The sequence below is a fragment of the Variovorax paradoxus genome (genome assembly GCF_030815855.1).
Classification (GTDB): domain Bacteria; phylum Pseudomonadota; class Gammaproteobacteria; order Burkholderiales; family Burkholderiaceae_C; genus Variovorax; species Variovorax paradoxus_M.
In genome coordinates this window covers 1838965-1853000 of record NZ_JAUSXG010000001.1, presented here as the reverse complement: position 1 = coordinate 1853000, position 14036 = coordinate 1838965, and the positions used below count along the sequence as shown (strand labels likewise).

General features: G+C 66.8%; 17 protein-coding genes. 4 read left to right on the top strand and 13 right to left on the bottom strand.

The features are described 5' to 3' along the window. Positions 1-3: 3 nt before the first annotated feature. From rlmB to QFZ42_RS08570, 3 genes are read right to left on the bottom strand one after another with little or no spacing between them, the layout of a single operon-like run. Positions 4-750, bottom strand: a complete 747-nt coding sequence (gene rlmB / locus QFZ42_RS08580) for a 23S rRNA (guanosine(2251)-2'-O)-methyltransferase RlmB (protein WP_307700555.1) — start codon at positions 748-750, stop codon at positions 4-6. A 38-nt stretch (positions 751-788) separates the two neighbouring features. Next, on the bottom strand, positions 789-1769 hold the full coding sequence (locus QFZ42_RS08575; protein WP_307700554.1) for a hypothetical protein: 981 nt from the start codon (positions 1767-1769) through the stop codon (positions 789-791). Beyond that, entirely contained in the window at positions 1766-2488 is a 723-nt protein-coding gene (locus QFZ42_RS08570; protein ID WP_307700553.1) for an ABC transporter ATP-binding protein, read from the bottom strand. The genes QFZ42_RS08575 and QFZ42_RS08570 overlap by 4 nt, the downstream gene beginning before the upstream one ends. Between QFZ42_RS08570 and QFZ42_RS08565 the strand changes: the two genes are divergently transcribed. After that, positions 2487-3167 (top strand): arylesterase, encoded by a 681-nt coding sequence (locus tag QFZ42_RS08565; RefSeq protein ID WP_307700552.1) that lies wholly within the window; start codon positions 2487-2489, stop codon positions 3165-3167. The two genes, QFZ42_RS08570 and QFZ42_RS08565, sit on opposite strands and share 2 nt — an antisense overlap. A 78-nt stretch (positions 3168-3245) precedes the next feature. Here QFZ42_RS08565 and QFZ42_RS08560 read toward each other — a convergent pair whose 3' ends face one another. The 3 genes from QFZ42_RS08560 to QFZ42_RS08550 form a co-directional block, all read right to left on the bottom strand. Further along, a complete protein-coding gene (locus QFZ42_RS08560) occupies positions 3246-3449 on the bottom strand; it encodes a hypothetical protein (RefSeq protein WP_047785064.1) in 204 nt (67 codons plus the stop codon). A gap of 69 nt (positions 3450-3518) precedes the next feature. Beyond that, complete coding sequence (locus QFZ42_RS08555; RefSeq protein ID WP_307700551.1) at positions 3519-4484, bottom strand: hypothetical protein; 966 nt, start codon at positions 4482-4484, stop codon at positions 3519-3521. A gap of 18 nt (positions 4485-4502) precedes the next feature. Beyond that, the gene (locus QFZ42_RS08550; RefSeq protein WP_307700550.1) at positions 4503-5696 is read right to left on the bottom strand and encodes a PLP-dependent transferase; all 1194 of its coding nucleotides are present in this window, start codon (positions 5694-5696) and stop codon (positions 4503-4505) included. Positions 5697-5825: 129 nt separating this feature from the next. Here QFZ42_RS08550 and QFZ42_RS08545 point away from each other — a divergent pair, with 129 nt between their 5' ends. The 3 genes from QFZ42_RS08545 to QFZ42_RS08535 all read left to right on the top strand — a co-directional run bounded on the left by QFZ42_RS08545 (position 5826) and on the right by QFZ42_RS08535 (position 7649). After that, a complete protein-coding gene (locus QFZ42_RS08545) occupies positions 5826-6233 on the top strand; it encodes a hypothetical protein (RefSeq protein ID WP_307700549.1) in 408 nt (135 codons plus the stop codon). A gap of 34 nt (positions 6234-6267) precedes the next feature. Next, on the top strand, positions 6268-7134 hold the full coding sequence (locus QFZ42_RS08540) for a helix-turn-helix domain-containing protein (RefSeq protein ID WP_307700548.1): 867 nt from the start codon (positions 6268-6270) through the stop codon (positions 7132-7134). A 62-nt stretch (positions 7135-7196) separates the two neighbouring features. Beyond that, positions 7197-7649 carry a VOC family protein gene (locus QFZ42_RS08535; RefSeq protein WP_307700547.1) on the top strand — a complete coding sequence of 151 codons (453 nt, stop codon included), beginning with the start codon at positions 7197-7199 and terminating at the stop codon, positions 7647-7649. A 26-nt stretch (positions 7650-7675) separates the two neighbouring features. On the opposite strand, the gene QFZ42_RS08530 is transcribed toward QFZ42_RS08535, so the two are convergent. From QFZ42_RS08530 to hflK, 7 genes are all read right to left on the bottom strand, one after another. Continuing rightward, positions 7676-8209 (bottom strand): hemerythrin domain-containing protein, encoded by a 534-nt coding sequence (locus QFZ42_RS08530; protein ID WP_307700546.1) that lies wholly within the window; start codon positions 8207-8209, stop codon positions 7676-7678. 179 nt (positions 8210-8388) lie between these two features. Further along, complete coding sequence (locus QFZ42_RS08525) at positions 8389-8913, bottom strand: phosphoribosyltransferase (protein WP_307700545.1); 525 nt, start codon at positions 8911-8913, stop codon at positions 8389-8391. Between the two features lie 18 nt (positions 8914-8931). Then, positions 8932-10263 carry an adenylosuccinate synthase gene (locus QFZ42_RS08520; RefSeq protein ID WP_307700544.1) on the bottom strand — a complete coding sequence of 444 codons (1332 nt, stop codon included), beginning with the start codon at positions 10261-10263 and terminating at the stop codon, positions 8932-8934. A gap of 23 nt (positions 10264-10286) precedes the next feature. Further along, positions 10287-11447 carry an ATP phosphoribosyltransferase regulatory subunit gene (locus QFZ42_RS08515; RefSeq protein ID WP_307700543.1) on the bottom strand — a complete coding sequence of 387 codons (1161 nt, stop codon included), beginning with the start codon at positions 11445-11447 and terminating at the stop codon, positions 10287-10289. 44 nt (positions 11448-11491) lie between these two features. After that, the gene (locus QFZ42_RS08510) at positions 11492-11680 is read right to left on the bottom strand and encodes a DUF2065 domain-containing protein (protein ID WP_307700542.1); all 189 of its coding nucleotides are present in this window, start codon (positions 11678-11680) and stop codon (positions 11492-11494) included. A gap of 20 nt (positions 11681-11700) precedes the next feature. Further along, the gene (gene hflC, locus QFZ42_RS08505) at positions 11701-12603 is read right to left on the bottom strand and encodes a protease modulator HflC (protein WP_307700541.1); all 903 of its coding nucleotides are present in this window, start codon (positions 12601-12603) and stop codon (positions 11701-11703) included. A gap of 16 nt (positions 12604-12619) precedes the next feature. Continuing rightward, the gene (gene hflK, locus QFZ42_RS08500) at positions 12620-13996 is read right to left on the bottom strand and encodes an FtsH protease activity modulator HflK (RefSeq protein ID WP_307704198.1); all 1377 of its coding nucleotides are present in this window, start codon (positions 13994-13996) and stop codon (positions 12620-12622) included. Positions 13997-14036 lie beyond the last annotated feature (40 nt).

Sequence of the window (14036 nt, the reverse complement as noted above, 5' to 3'; positions counted from 1 at the left end):
GCCTCAGGCGCCGCGCTGCCGCATGGCTTCGTAGAGGCACACGCCGCTGGCCACCGAGACGTTCAGGCTCTCGACCGCGCCGGCCATCGGAATGCTCACGAGCTCGTCGCAGGTCTTGCGGGTGAGCTGGCGCATGCCCTCGCCCTCGGCGCCGAGCACCAGCGCCAGGGGCCGCTTGAAGTCGCTCTGGTAGATGGTTCCGGGGGCGTCATCGCTGGTGCCGACGCACCAGATGCTGCGCTCCTTGAGCTCGTTCAGCGTGCGCGCCAGGTTCGTCACCATGAAGTACGGCACGGTTTCGGCGGCGCCGCTCGCCACCTTGGCCACGGTGGCGTTGATGCCGGCCGCATGGTCCTTGGGCGCGATGACCGCATGCGCTCCCGCGCCGTCGGCCACGCGCAGGCAGGCGCCGAGGTTGTGCGGATCGGTCACGCCGTCGAGCACCAGCAGCAGCGGCACGGTGCCGGCCTCTTCGAGGCCTTCGAGCAGCTCGTCGAGCGAGTGAATCTGCGCGGCGGGCTCGACCCGCGCGACCACGCCCTGATGTCCGTGGCTGCCGGCGAGCTTGGCGAGCCGCAGGCCGTCGGCCTCGACCAGCCGCACACCGGCCTCCTGGGCACGTGCGACGAACTGTTTCATGCGCGCGTCGCGCCGGCTGGTGTCGAACATCACTTCGAGCACCGATTTGGGCGCGGTCTTGATGCGCACGCCCACGGCATGGAAGCCGAAGATCACTTTGGGGGAAGACATCCCCCGATTATCCCTACCCGCGCGGGCCCACCCGATCCTCAGGCGATCGGCAATCCGCTGTGTGCGCGGGTCCGTTCATCGTGCAGTTCCTGCACGGCCAGCGCGTTCGGATGCACCCGGGCGCTGTTGCCGGCGCTTTCCAGGTATTGGCAGGCGGCATGGCCCTCGGCGGCCTTCTCGTAGCGCGCGACCCAGGCATCGCGCACCGGCAGCTTCTCGGGCGACACGGGCCAGACGCCCGGCCGCGGCCGCATGTGCTCGCCGATGCCGATGCGCCAGGGCTTGGCGCTCAGGCGGGCGCGAAAGCAGTTCTGGTTGCGGCACATGCGCGCATAGACCTCGTCGACGCCCAGCGCTTGAAAGCAGTCGGCCACCGCCGCGTCCGCCGGGCTGAAGACGTCGTGCATCGCCAGCACCCGGAAGCCGGCCGGCGTGCGGTACAGGCGCAGGTGCCAGTCGGGGTGGCTTTGGACGAAGCGCCCGATGCGCTCGGCCGCACGCTTCTCGGGTGCGGGGTTGTCGCTGGCCTCGCCGCGCTTCTTGGCCAGTCCGATGCGGTAGGCGACGATGAAGACCACGAGGGCGGCGATCAGCCCGCCTATCCAGGTCTTGGCGGTCCAGCCGCCGACGATGCCTGCGATCAGCGCGGGTGCCAGCGCAAAGCCGACCACGCTGCCGCGCAGGGGTTCGTCGAAATCGATGTCGACGAACAGCACGTCGGGCGTGTTGAGGCAGCGCGCGCCGTAGCTGTTGCGCGTGACGACGGTGTCGCCCTGCCGCTCGACGATTTCCTCGCGGATGGGCACGCCTTCGGCCCCGTTGTAGGCCAGCTTGCGCTCGCGGCGGTTGAGCTCTTCGCCGCCGGCGATGCGGTCGAACGCCTCTCGCGTGCGCTGGTCGGCATGCGCCTGCGCGGCGATCGGGCTGTCGTCCGACCAGCCGTAGCGAACCACGGTGATCTGCTTGCCCGCGACGTGCTCCTGGATGCGGCCTTCGGCCCAGAACCGGGGAACGATCATGCTTCGAGCGAGGCCACGAGCACGGGCTTCGACTCGTTGAGTGCCATGCGCCCGGCCTCGATGGTGATGCGGCGCTCGCATTGGGCGGCAATGCCGCGGTCATGCGTGACGAGCACGAGCGTGGTGCCCAGTTCCCGGTTCAGATCGAACATCAGCCGCATGACCTGCTCGCCCGTCGCGAAATCGAGGCTGCCGGTGGGCTCGTCGGCCAGCAGCAGGGCCGGCTGCACCACGAAGGCCCTGGCCAAGGCCACACGCTGCTGTTCGCCGCCCGAGAGCACCTTGGGGTAATGGCCGAGGCGCTGCCCGAGCCCGACCCGCCCGAGCATCTCGGTGGCGGCCTTGCGCGCGTCCTTGCGGTCGGCCAGTTCGAGCGGCAGCATCACGTTCTCGAGCGCGCTCAGGTTGCCGAGCAGCTGGAAGCTCTGGAACACGAAACCCACGCGCTGGGCGCGCAGCGCGGCGCGCTCGTCCTCGTCGATGGCAAAGATGTCGTCACCCGCGAGCTTGACGGTGCCGCGCGTGGGCGTGTCGAGCCCCGCGATGATCGACAGCAAGGTGCTCTTGCCGGAGCCGGAAGCACCCACGATGGCGGCGGTTTCCCGCGAGCCCAGGGTGAAATCGATGTCCTGCAGAATGTCCAGCGTACCGGTCGAGTCGGTAACGGACTTGAACACGTGCTCGACGGCGACAATGGCTTCAGACGGGGGTTGGGACATGGAAAGGCTTTTCGTTTTGAATCGACGTGACTTTATCTTGACCACTGCCGCATTCGGCATCGCAGGGACATCGGCGACGGCCCAGGCCCAAAGTGCGCAGGCGGCCTCGCCTCGCAAGCCGGTCATTCTGGTGCTTGGCGACTCGCTGAGCGCCGAATACGGCCTGAAGCGCGGCGAAGGCTGGGTTCCCCTGCTCGAAAAGCGGCTCGCCCAACAAAAAATCGCGGCCACGGTGATCAACGCCAGCATCAGCGGCGACACCAGTTCGGGCGGACGTGCCCGCTTTGCGTCGCTGCTGGCGCAGCACAAGCCCAGCCACGTGGTGGTCGAGCTTGGCGCCAATGACGCGCTGCGCGGCCTGCCGCTCCAGAACACCGAGGAAAACCTGCTGCAGATCACCCAGTCGGCGCAAGCGGCCGGTGCCAAGGTGCTGATCGTCGGCATCCAGGTGCCGCCCAACTACGGCGGCGAATACACGCGGCGCTTCGAGGCCATGTTCGGCAAGGTGGCCAGCACGACCAAGGCGGCGCTCGTGCCCTTCCTGCTCAAGGGGGTGGCCGACGCACCCGATGCGCTCTCGCTGTTCCAGGCCGACCGCATTCATCCCACGGCCGCGGCGCAGCCGCAGCTGCTCGACAACGTCTGGCCGGAACTGCGCAAGCTGCTCGCCGCCAAATAAGGCGGCCCCGAACAAATAAAAAGCCGCTGCGAGCCCGGAGGCCTGCAGCGGCTTTTCATCGAAAGCGTCGATGGCGAATCAACCGTTCTTGGTCGGCAGATCGGGCACCGTGGGTGGATCGCGCTCGAGCGAGGCCACGTCGGTTTCCGGGTCACCCGGAGCGAGCCCTTCGCTGCTGGGAGAGAGCTTGCGATTGGCCTTTTCGCGGAGCTTCTCTTCCTTTTTCTTCTTCTTGGCCAGCTCCTTCTGGCGCTTCTCGTAGCCGTAATTTGGTGTTGCCACTGCTTCTCCTTGAGGCGAGACAGTCACGGTGACTGTGCGTAGCCTACTGTAAGCGATAACGGTGCAGTCTCAAGGCGAGGAACCGGACGGTGTTTCGAACTCGAACACACCTTGCAAACCGGGATAGCGCTGGTGCATGAACCAGCCCATGGCGCCAGCCCCCATCACCATGGCCAGGATCAGAGCGGCGACCATCCAGCCGACGTGCTCGCCCACGGGCCAGAGGATGATCACGGCCAACGCCGGCAGCAGCGCGGCCAGGGAAGAAAACCACATCCAGCGTCTCGGGGCCAGCATGGGCTCCCAGGTCTCCGGATCGATGCCGGCGTCGATGAACAGCTCGGCCGCAAAGCGCAGCCGCGGCCGCGGCTGGGTGGCGAGCCGCAGCAGCAGCGCGCGCAGGAGCACGGCGCGGTTGCGGAAGCGAACGACGCGCCCGGTGTCGATCGTCAGAGCCAGCGGCAGCCTGATTTCCGCATCCTCGGAAGCGCCCACGGTACGGTGGAAGACCAGCCGCTTGACGATCGCGTCGCTCGAGACGAATTCGGTTCGCACGTCGTGCAGGCCGCTGCGCGTGCGGCACACCTCGTTCCAGGCCACCGCCTGCGGCAGCGCGGGATCGCCCCAGCGCATGCCCTCGGCGTCGATCCGGATCGAGCCCTGGCCCGCGTTCGCCAACTGGCGCAGCAGATACCAGAGCCCGCCGCCCAGCCCCGCGAAGAGCGCGAGGATGGCCAGCGCGACGATCGCTTCATTGCCATGCAGGTTCGACCCGTCGTCCTGCAGCAGGACTGCCGCACCCAACGAGAGTGCAATCAGCGCGAAAAGCGCCACCAATCCGCCGAGCAGGAGCCGCGTGGCCGTGATGTCCGGCACGCCCTCGAGCGGACCGCCCTGCGCCACCGCCTCCAGCACCTGCGCAGGGATCTTCAGTACGCGCGATACCGCGGCATCGGACGGCCGCGCCGGCGCCCTCCCGCGCACGGCGTGTACCGCGACGGACTGGCTCTTGCTCTTGCGCTGCTTTCTTGCCATGGCCTGCCTAGAGCGGCCTTACATCCGTGACAGTGCCTGCAGCAGATCGGCGCGCAGGTCTTCCACGTCCTCCAGGCCGATCGAGAAGCGCACGAGCGTGCCCTTGTGGGGCCAACGCGCCACGTTCGCGTCGCGCATCAGGCCGATGTCGTAGGGCACCACGAGGCTGACCGGCCCGCCCCACGAATAGCCGAGCCGGAACAGGTTGAGGCTGTCGCAGAAGCGGTCGACCTGCTCGGTGCTGTAGCGCTCGTCGAAAACGATGGAGAACAGGCCGGCGGCCAGGTCGGTTTCGCCGCACAGCGCACGCCAGTTCGCATGGCCGGGGGATTCTTCAAGCGCCGGGTGGAGCACCTGGGCTACCTCCTCCCGGCCGGCGAGCCATCGCGCCAGCTCGCGCGCCGTGCGGTCGTGGGCGGCATAGCGCAAGCCGATGCTGGGCAGCGAGCGCAGCAGGGTTTCCACGTCGCCCACGCCCACACCGAAGCCCATGCGCATGTGGGTGAGCTTCAGCGCGCGGTGCAGCCGCTCGTCGCGCGTGGTGACGCTGCCCATCAGCACGTCGCCGCCACCGCTCGGATACTTGGTGAGCGCATGCACCGAGATGTCCACGCCCTGCCCGCTGCCGTTGAAATCGAAGGGCGCGAACGCCAGGCCCGCGCCCCAGGTGTTGTCGAGCGCCGTGACCACGCCGCGGGTGCGGCAGAGGTCCACCAGCGCCGGCAGATCGGGGAACTCCATCGTCACCGAGCCCGCCGCCTCGACCCACACGAGCCGCGTGCGATCCGAGAGCTTGGCGGCCAGGTCGGCCGGATTCATCGCGTCGTACATGCGGTGCGTGATGCCGAAGTTGGCCAGTTCGCCGGTGGCGAGCGCCTTGTTGGGGCCATAGGCGTTGTCCGGAATCAGCACCTCGTCGCCGCTCTTCAGGAAAGCGAAAGCGACCAGGGAAATCGCGGCGAGCCCGCTCGGCACCAGCAGGCACTCGGTGCCGCCCTCGAGCGTGGCCAGGCGTTCTTCGAGCGTGAACGTGGTCGGCGTGCCGTGCAGGCCGTAGGTATAGCCCGCCTTGGTCTTCCAGTCGCGTGCGCGCATGGCGGCCACGTCGGTGAAAAACACGGTCGAGGCCTTGTAGATGCCCGGCTGCGGTGCGGCGAAGTTGGCAGGCGGGGTGTACGGGTGGTGAATCAGGGTCGTGGAGGGCTTGCTCATGGCCCCGATGCTAGCGCGGCCGTGCGTTCGGTCGACCCCTCGACCGGTCACGCCCCTGCCGCCTGGTTGTGAGAAAGTCTTCCAGGCTACCGCTGCTGGCGCTCAAAACCTTCAATACAGGATTACAACGTGGACACCTCCAAACGAAACCGTCTGATCGAACGGCTCGCACCGAAGCCGGAGCCGCAGATCGTTTCCATCGAAGAGTTCTTCGACGGGAATGACGACCTGGGCTCCATCGGCTGCAATCTCATCGAACATCCGGGCATGGGTGCGTTTCGCGATATCTTCGCGCGCATCGCCCGGCGGCCAGACGTCACGACCGTTTACGCGCAGATTGCGGAGCTCGATCCGGGCGAGGATTGCTGGCCTTTCGCCGACACTGTTTTCGTGGTCGGCTCCCTGTCGGAGGACGAGCTGGCCGAAGCACTCGCGCCGCTCGAACCCGACGAGATCTGGAAGACCGCAGACAGCGACATTCCATCGGACATCCGGAAAGGCCGTGACACACACGTGCTCGCCGTCTGGTGGGACTGAGCCTTTGCCGCGGCTTCCGCCTCACAATGCGCTGATGCAGCTGACGCGGCCCTCTTCTCCCCATCTGCAGCCCTTCGTGAAGCTGCTGTGGGCCTCGGCGCCCGAAGGCGTACCGACCGAACGGCCGGGCGCGCGCGAACACGTGCTGCCTACGGGCGGCATGCACGTGGTGTTCCGCCTGTCGGGTCCGCCGCTGAAGCTATTCGGTAGCGCCGACGACACGCGCGGCCAGACCTGCGGTTACGCGATCGTCGGCGGCACGCGCGCCGCCTCGTACATGCGCGACGCGTCGGTGGCCACGCGCTCCGTCGGCGCGCTGCTTCAGCCCGGCGCAGCCCGAGCCTTGCTCGGTGCGCCGGAAGACGCATTGGCCAGCCAGCACACGCCGCTCGATGCGTTGTGGGGCGCGCGGCAGACCGATGCCGCGCTCGAGCAGGTTCATGCCGCGGGCGACCTCGACAGGCAGCTGGCAGTCTTCGAAGCCTTGTTCGCGCAGCGTGTCATCGACTCGTTCGGCGCCGGCCTGCGCGGCCTGCATCCGGCCATCGCCGCAACTCTCGGACCGCTGACCCATGAAAATCCTTCGATTGAGGGACTGGTAACTCGCAGCGGCTACAGCCACCGCCGCTTCATCGCGCTCTTTCGCGGCGCCATCGGCCTCAGCCCCAAGGAGTACGCACGCGTGATGCGTTTCAATCGTGCGCTGACGCTGGCCGGCGACCCCGCGCAAAGCTGGTCGGAGATTTCACTCACCGCCGGCTACAGCGACCAGGCACACCTGAGCCGCGAGTTCTCCGCGCTCGCGGGCATGTCGCCGCAGGCGTGGCGGCGGACGGGGGCCGCGTCGCCGCGGCATGTTCCGGCGGGCACAACAAAAGGTCAAATTCGTTCAAGACGCTAGCGGCGTGGTGGCCCAGAATCGGCGCCACGACAACCGCGTTCCCGTCGCGAAAGGCAACCACCATGGCCATCCATGAACTGTTCCCGTACCTCTGCGTCGACAACGCCGGCGCGGCCATCGACTTCTATTGCAAGGTCTTCGAGGTCAAGGAAATCTTCCGGCTCACCGAACCGAGCGGCCGCATCGGGCATGCAGAACTCGACTTTCACAACGGCGCAATCCTGATGATTTCGGACGAGTTCGCCGAATACAACATCCGCAGCGCCAAGACGCTGGGCGGCACCGCGGTGACGCTGCATCTGCATGTGGACGATGCGGATGCGGTGGTGGCCCGCGCCGTGGCGGCCGGCGCAATACTCGACATGGCGCCGCAAGACCAGTTCTATGGGGAGCGCTCCGGCGTGTTCCGCGACCCCTTTGGGCACCGCTGGAACGTGGGCCACAGCATCGAGAAGCTGACGCCGGAAGAGATGCAGCGGCGCTACACCGCGATGTTCGATTCAGCCGGAGCGTAGGCACGGGTCGCGGGGTCTCGCGAGGCTTACCCGCGCACCGTTGAACGCCGATGCTCGCGCTTTTTCGCTGCACCGACCTCGTTCGAGATCGACGAGACCACGGTCGCCCACTCTTCGGCCGTGAGCAGCAGCGCGGTTTGCGAGTGCAGGAGCGTGTCTTCCTTGTCCAGATGCGTCGACATGAACTGCCGGTGCTGCCGCAACAGGGCGCCGGCCTGCCCGGCCGCATCCGTGTCGCCGGATCGGGCGCGCTCGAGCAGCAGCCGCGCCTGCGAGATGAGGCCATTGCAGCACTCGCTCTCCGCATCGAGCTGTTCGAGGAGCTCGTCGGCGTCGCGCGACCTGCCGCGCAGCATGTTCAGCATGACAACGCCTTTGGGGCGATGCGTGTTTTCTTCGAAGGCCCGAAGCCGCTCGATGATTTCGATGGCGGACGTTGCGCGTTGCCGAACGCTCGCCTCACCTTCTGCCTTCATCGCCTCGCGGAGGCAATCCAGCAATTCCCGGGTGCGAACGTGCTCGGCGCGCAAGATGGCCCACGCGCATTCGGCTGCCAACATGCCTGACTCCTTTGGAGCCGCGAATTGCCCCAAAACTGCCTGTGAACTTCAAGCCTTAACGCTATCGTTCTACATCGTTGCGGCGGGGACTGCAAGCCATGGCGGCGCATACGCGCCATGCGCCTACATGCGCGTGCGCCCCGGGGAACTGATGAGTCGCTGCCCCAGGCGAGATCAGCTCAGACCGACCACTTCTCGAGCAGCTTTTCAGGCCCGAGCGAGTCGTAGCCCTCGAACGGCTGGTGAATCCACGGATTGGTTGCGAGGTACTCGACCGAGTAGTCGGGCGTGAAGGTCGACAGCGCCTTGGTCCAGAGCACCGCGCTGCGCAGCTCGGTGATCGGCTTGTAGTTGTTGCGCAGCATGTCCATGACCGCGTGCAGCGTGTGGCCCGAGTCGGCCAGGTCGTCCACCAGCAGCACCCGCCCGGCGATCTCGCCCTTGGGCGTGGTGATGAAGCGGGCGATGTCCAGATGCCCCTGGATCGTGCCGGCGTCGGCGCGGTACGAACTGGTCGACATGATCGCCAGCGGCTTGTCGAAGATGCGCGAGAGTACGTCGCCGGGGCGCATGCCGCCGCGCGCCAGGCAAAGAATGGTGTCGAACTGCCAGCCCGACTGGTGCACCTTGATCGCGAGCTTCTCGATCAGGTTGTGGTACTCGTCGTAGCTGACGTAGAGATGCTTGCCGTCTTCGGTCAACATGGTCTGGTTCGTTCCTGTTCAGTCGGCAAGGTAAGGGTGGCGCATCATGATCGTGTGGTCGCGATCGGGGCTGGTCGACACCATGTGGATCGGCACGCCCGTGATCTGCTCGATGCGCTGCAGGTAGAGCCGCGCATTGACCGGCAGCTTGTCGTACTGCGTGACGCCGACCGTGCTTTCGCTCCAGCCTTCGAGGGTTTCGTAGATGGGCGTGCAGCGTTCGATTTCGTCCGCGCCCATCGGCAGGATGTCGGTGGTCTCGCCGTCGAGTTCGTAGCCGGTGCAGAGCTCGAGCTTTTCGAGGCCGTCGAGCACGTCGAGCTTGGTGATGCACAGGCCCGACAGGCCGTTGACCTGCGCCGAGCGCTTGAGCAGCGCAGCGTCGAACCAGCCGCAGCGGCGGCTGCGGCCGGTGGTCACGCCCTTTTCGGCGCCCACGGTGCTCATGTGGTAGCCGGGCGTGCCGGGCGTGGCCCAGTCGAGTTCCGTCGGGAATGGACCGCCGCCCACGCGCGTGCAGTAGGCCTTGGTGATGCCCAGGATGTAGTGCAGCATGCCCGGGCCCACGCCCGAACCGGCGGCGGCGTTGCCGGCCACGCAATTGCTCGAGGTGACATACGGGTAGGTGCCGTGGTCGACGTCGAGCAGCGTGCCCTGCGCGCCCTCGAACAGCAGGTTGGCGCCGGCCTTGTGCGCGTCGTTCAGTTCGCGCGACACGTCGGCCATCATCGGCTTGAGCAGCACTGCGTGGCGCATGGCCTCGTCGAACACCAGGTCGAAGTCGATGGCGGGGGCGCCGAGCACCTGGGTCAGCACATGGTTGTGCAGGTCGAGCAGCACGCGCAGCTTGGCCGCGAAGCGCTCGGGGTGCTTCAGGTCCTGCACGCGTAGTGCGCGGCGCGCAATCTTGTCTTCGTAGGCCGGGCCGATGCCGCGGCCGGTGGTGCCGATCTTCTCGCTGCCGCCCTTCTCACGGTAGGTTTCGCGCGCGATGTCGAGCGCGGCGTGGAACGGCAAAATCAGCGGGCAGGCCTCGCTGATGCGCAGGCGCGAACGCACCTCGACGCCGGCCTTTTCGAGCCCTTCGATTTCCTCGAACAGCTTGGCGGCCGACAGCACCACACCGTTGCCGATGTAGCACTTGACGCCGGGTCGCATGATGCCGCTGGGGATCAGGTGCAACGCGGTCTTCACGCCGTTGATGACCAGCGTGTGGCCCGCGTTGTGGCCGCCCTGGAAACGGACCACGCCCTGGGCGCTTTCCGTCAGCCAATCGACCAGCTTGCCCTTGCCTTCGTCGCCCCACTGGGTACCGACGACGACCACGTTTCTTCCGGTGGTTACGCTCATGCTCGTTCCATTACTTCAAAAATTCAGATGGCTCGGACTTGCCACTGCCCTGCTTGCTCGACGAGCTCGCGGTCGCAATGGAATTCATCGATTTCGCTGCCGTGGCCCGGCAACACGCAGACCACGGTCTCGCCGGCCTTGCGCAGCCCGGCAATGGCCTGGCGCAGGCCGGCCGCATCGCTCCAGGGCGCGCGGATGGCGGCGCGCAGCGGCCGGGCCGGCAGCACGCCGACCAACTCGCGCACGTCGAGACTGAAGCCGACCGCCGGCCGGTTGCGGCCGAACACGGCGCCGACTTCGTCGTAGCGGCCGCCGCGCACCAGGGCATCGGCCGCGCCCGGCACGTAGATGCCGAAGCGCATGCCGCTGTAGTAGGCATAACCGCGCAGATCGGCCAGGTCGAAGCTGATCTGCCGCGCCGAATCGCCCTGAAGGCTGGCAGCCAGCTGCTTCAACCCGGCCAGCGCCGCGCTCACAGCGGGCGTGCCCTTGAGCGCCTTGGCGGCCTCGTCGAGCACCGACGCATCGCCATACAGCTGCACCAGCGCGCGCAGGCCGTCGCGCGACGCCGCCGGGAAATTGCGCGTGAGCGCATGCAGTTCGCTCGCGTCCTTGGCCACCAGCGCCGCATGCACGCGCGCCAGCACAGCCGCATCGACCGGCACGCCGGCAAACAGCGCCCGCACGATGCGTGCGTCCGCCAGGTCGACGATCAGGCCTTCGCCGATTCCCGCCGCGTGAAGGCAGTCGAGTGCCAGCAGCAGGATTTCGGTGTCGGCTTCGAGCCCGGCATGGCCGTAGATTTCGGCGCCGAACTGCAGCGGCTCGCGCGTGGCGTGCGGCCGGTCGGGGCGGGTATGCAGCACCGGTCCGCAGTAGCACAGGCGCGCCACGCCTTCGCGGTTCAGCAGGTGGGCGTCGATGCGCGCCACCTGGGGAGTGGTGTCGGCTCGCAGGCCCATGCTGCGGCCGGAGAGCTGGTCGACGAGCTTGAAGGTTTGGAGGTCGAGCGCCTCGCCGGTGCCAGACAGCAACGACTCGAGGTGCTCGAGCAGCGGCGGCATCACCAGCTCGTAGCCATAGCCACGGGCGGTATCGAGCAGCTGGCGTCGAAGTTCTTCGATGTGGCGCGCCTCGGAAGGCAGCACATCGGCAATGTGATCCGGGAGGACCCAGGCGGACATGGGGATCGGGGGCGTGGTTAAACCGGGATTCTACCGGGACCGCGCTATCCGAAAACCCAAAGGAGGAGCAAACCCAGCAAGATGCTGCAAAGTCCGAAGAAACGCAGCTGGCCGTCACGCAACTGCATGAGCTGGCCGAAGCCGCGCCGCCACCCGCCCGGCGATACGAAAGGCAGGATGCCTTCGATCACCAGGACCAGCGCCAGCGCGCTCCAGAAGATTTCAGCGCTCACGACGGAACCCGGCCGTCGGATCAGCGGCGTGGCGCGTTGCCTGCGGGCGTGCCCGCGCTCTGCATGGCGCGGAAGAAGTCCGACGACGGGTCGAGCACCATCACGTCGCTCTTCTTGTTGAAGCTCTGCTTGTAGGCTTCGAGGCTGCGGTAGAACTGCGCGAACTGCGGGTCGCGGCCGAAGGCCTCGCTGTAGGCCGAGGCGGCCTGGGCATCGCCCTCGCCCTTGATCTTCTGCGCGTCGCGGTAGGCGTTGGCCACGATCACTTCGCGCTGGCGGTCGGCATCGGCGCGGATTTTTTCGCCTTCGGCATAGCCGGTCGAACGCAGTTCGTTGGCAACGCGCTTGCGCTCGGCCTCCATGCGGCGGTAGACCGATTCGGTGATGGCCTCGACATAGTCGACACGCGTGATGCGCACGTCGACCACGTCCACGCCCCAGGGCTTGGCGCCCTTCACCACCGACAGCACTTCGCGCTGCACGTCGGCCATGAGGGCTTCGCGGCGCACCGAGATCAGGTCGCGCACGGTGCGCTTGTTGATGTTTTCCTGGAAGGCATTGCGAACCACGCGGTTGAGCTGCGTGGCGCCCGCGCTCTCGTCGAGACCGACGTTGCGGATGTATGCCTGCGGATCGGTGATGCGCCAGCGCACATACCAGTCGATCACCACGCGCTGCTTCTCGGCCGTGAGCATGGGTTCGGTGTCGAGACTGGAGAGCGTGAGCAGCCGCTTGTCGATGTACGACACGTTCTGCAGCGGGGGCGGCAGCTTGAAGTGCAAGCCCGGCTCGGTAATGACCTGCTTGATCTGGCCCAGGGCGTACACCACGCCGAACTGGCGCTGGTCGACGACGAAAAGGGTCGAGCTCAGCAGCACCAGCAGCACGAGGATCGACGAGGCGATGAATCCGATTCTGTTCATGTTCTTCTTGGCCTTTTCAACGCACGTCGCGGTCGCGCGAACGGCCGTCGCGGGCGCGGTTGTCGCCTGCGGGCGGAGCCACCGGGATCACCGAGGATTGGGCTGGCGCGGTGCCGGCCACGCTGGGGCTGGCGGCATCGACCGGCGTTGCCGCGTTGTTGCCGCTCATCTGCATGAGCTTGTCGAGCGGCAGGTACAGCAGGTTGGAGCCTTGCTTGGTATCGACCAGCACCTTGGTGGTGCTGGCATAGATCTGCTGCATGGCGTCGGTGTACATGCGGTCGCGCGTGACCTGCGGCGCCTTCTGGTATTCGGCCAGCACGGCGCCGAAGCGGCCGGCATCGCCTTGTGCCTGCGCAACGATGCGCGCCTTGTAGGCTTCGGATTCTTCCTTGAGGCGCGAGGCGGTACCCGTTGCACGCGGCACCACGTCGTTGGCGTAGGCCTGGGCTTCGTTCTTGGCGCGCTCGCGCTCCTGGCCGGCCTTGAGCACATCGTCGAACGCCGACTGCACCTGCTCGGGCGGGCGCACACCGCCCTGCTGCAAGTTGATGTTGACGACTTCGACGCCGACCTTGTAGCGGTCGAGAATGGTCTGCATCAGCTGCCGCACGCGGGGAGCGATCTGGTCCCGCTCTTCGGCCAACGCGGCATCCATCTTCATCTTGCCGACCACTTCGCGCACCGAGCTTTCGGCCACCTGGATGATGGTTTCGCTCGGCGACTTGCTTTCGTACAGGTAGGCGCGCGCATCGCTCAGGCGGTATTGCACGGCAAACTTGATCTCGACGATGTTCTCGTCTTCGGTCAGCATGGCCGATTCGCGCAGCCCGGTGGACCGCACGATGGCATCGCGCCCCACGTCCGTGGAGCGGATCTGCGAAGTCACCACCACTTCGTGGCGCTGGATGGGATACGGCAACCGCCAGTTGAAACCGGCGTTCACGGTTGCCTTGTAGCGGCCGAACTGGGTCACCACGGCCTGCTGGCCTTCGTTCACGATGAAGAAGCCGGTGCCCAGCCAGATGAGAACAGCCACGATGGCCACCAGTCCGAGACCAAAGCCTGCATTCTTCATATCGGGCCTGTAGCCGTTGCCGCCACCGCCGCCATCGTTGCCGCTCGGGCGATTGCCGCCGCCCTTGCCGCCGAAAAAGCCGCCAAGCTTGCGATTGAGGTCGCGCCAGAGTTCGTCGAGATCCGGTGGCCCCTGGTTCGGGCCCTGCCCGCGAGGACGGTTGCCGTTGTTGTTGCCGTTTCCGCCATTGCCCGAAGGCGGTGGCGTCGGCGCACCCGGTGGGTCTGCGTCGGGAGGTCGGTTGCCGGTCGGGCGGTCGCCGTTGGATGCGGGCTCATCGCCACGACCCCACCGGCCATCGTTCAGGTTGAACATGCCCAGAAACCCTCTCCACGCTGGCTTTGCATTCATTCGC

Coding starts and splice junctions, on each gene's coding strand:
- rlmB (WP_307700555.1), bottom strand. CDS start 750: ATGTCTTCCCCCAAAGTGATCTTCGGCTTCCATGCCGTGGGCGTGCGC.
- QFZ42_RS08575 (WP_307700554.1), bottom strand. CDS start 1,769: ATGATCGTTCCCCGGTTCTGGGCCGAAGGCCGCATCCAGGAGCACGTC.
- QFZ42_RS08565 (WP_307700552.1), top strand. CDS start 2,487: ATGGAAAGGCTTTTCGTTTTGAATCGACGTGACTTTATCTTGACCACT.
- QFZ42_RS08570 (WP_307700553.1), bottom strand. CDS start 2,488: ATGTCCCAACCCCCGTCTGAAGCCATTGTCGCCGTCGAGCACGTGTTC.
- QFZ42_RS08555 (WP_307700551.1), bottom strand. CDS start 4,484: ATGGCAAGAAAGCAGCGCAAGAGCAAGAGCCAGTCCGTCGCGGTACAC.
- QFZ42_RS08550 (WP_307700550.1), bottom strand. CDS start 5,696: ATGAGCAAGCCCTCCACGACCCTGATTCACCACCCGTACACCCCGCCT.
- QFZ42_RS08540 (WP_307700548.1), top strand. CDS start 6,268: ATGCAGCTGACGCGGCCCTCTTCTCCCCATCTGCAGCCCTTCGTGAAG.
- QFZ42_RS08535 (WP_307700547.1), top strand. CDS start 7,197: ATGGCCATCCATGAACTGTTCCCGTACCTCTGCGTCGACAACGCCGGC.
- QFZ42_RS08530 (WP_307700546.1), bottom strand. CDS start 8,209: ATGTTGGCAGCCGAATGCGCGTGGGCCATCTTGCGCGCCGAGCACGTT.
- QFZ42_RS08525 (WP_307700545.1), bottom strand. CDS start 8,913: ATGTTGACCGAAGACGGCAAGCATCTCTACGTCAGCTACGACGAGTAC.
- QFZ42_RS08520 (WP_307700544.1), bottom strand. CDS start 10,263: ATGAGCGTAACCACCGGAAGAAACGTGGTCGTCGTCGGTACCCAGTGG.
- QFZ42_RS08515 (WP_307700543.1), bottom strand. CDS start 11,447: ATGTCCGCCTGGGTCCTCCCGGATCACATTGCCGATGTGCTGCCTTCC.
- hflC (WP_307700541.1), bottom strand. CDS start 12,603: ATGAACAGAATCGGATTCATCGCCTCGTCGATCCTCGTGCTGCTGGTG.
- hflK (WP_307704198.1), bottom strand. CDS start 13,996: ATGTTCAACCTGAACGATGGCCGGTGGGGTCGTGGCGATGAGCCCGCA.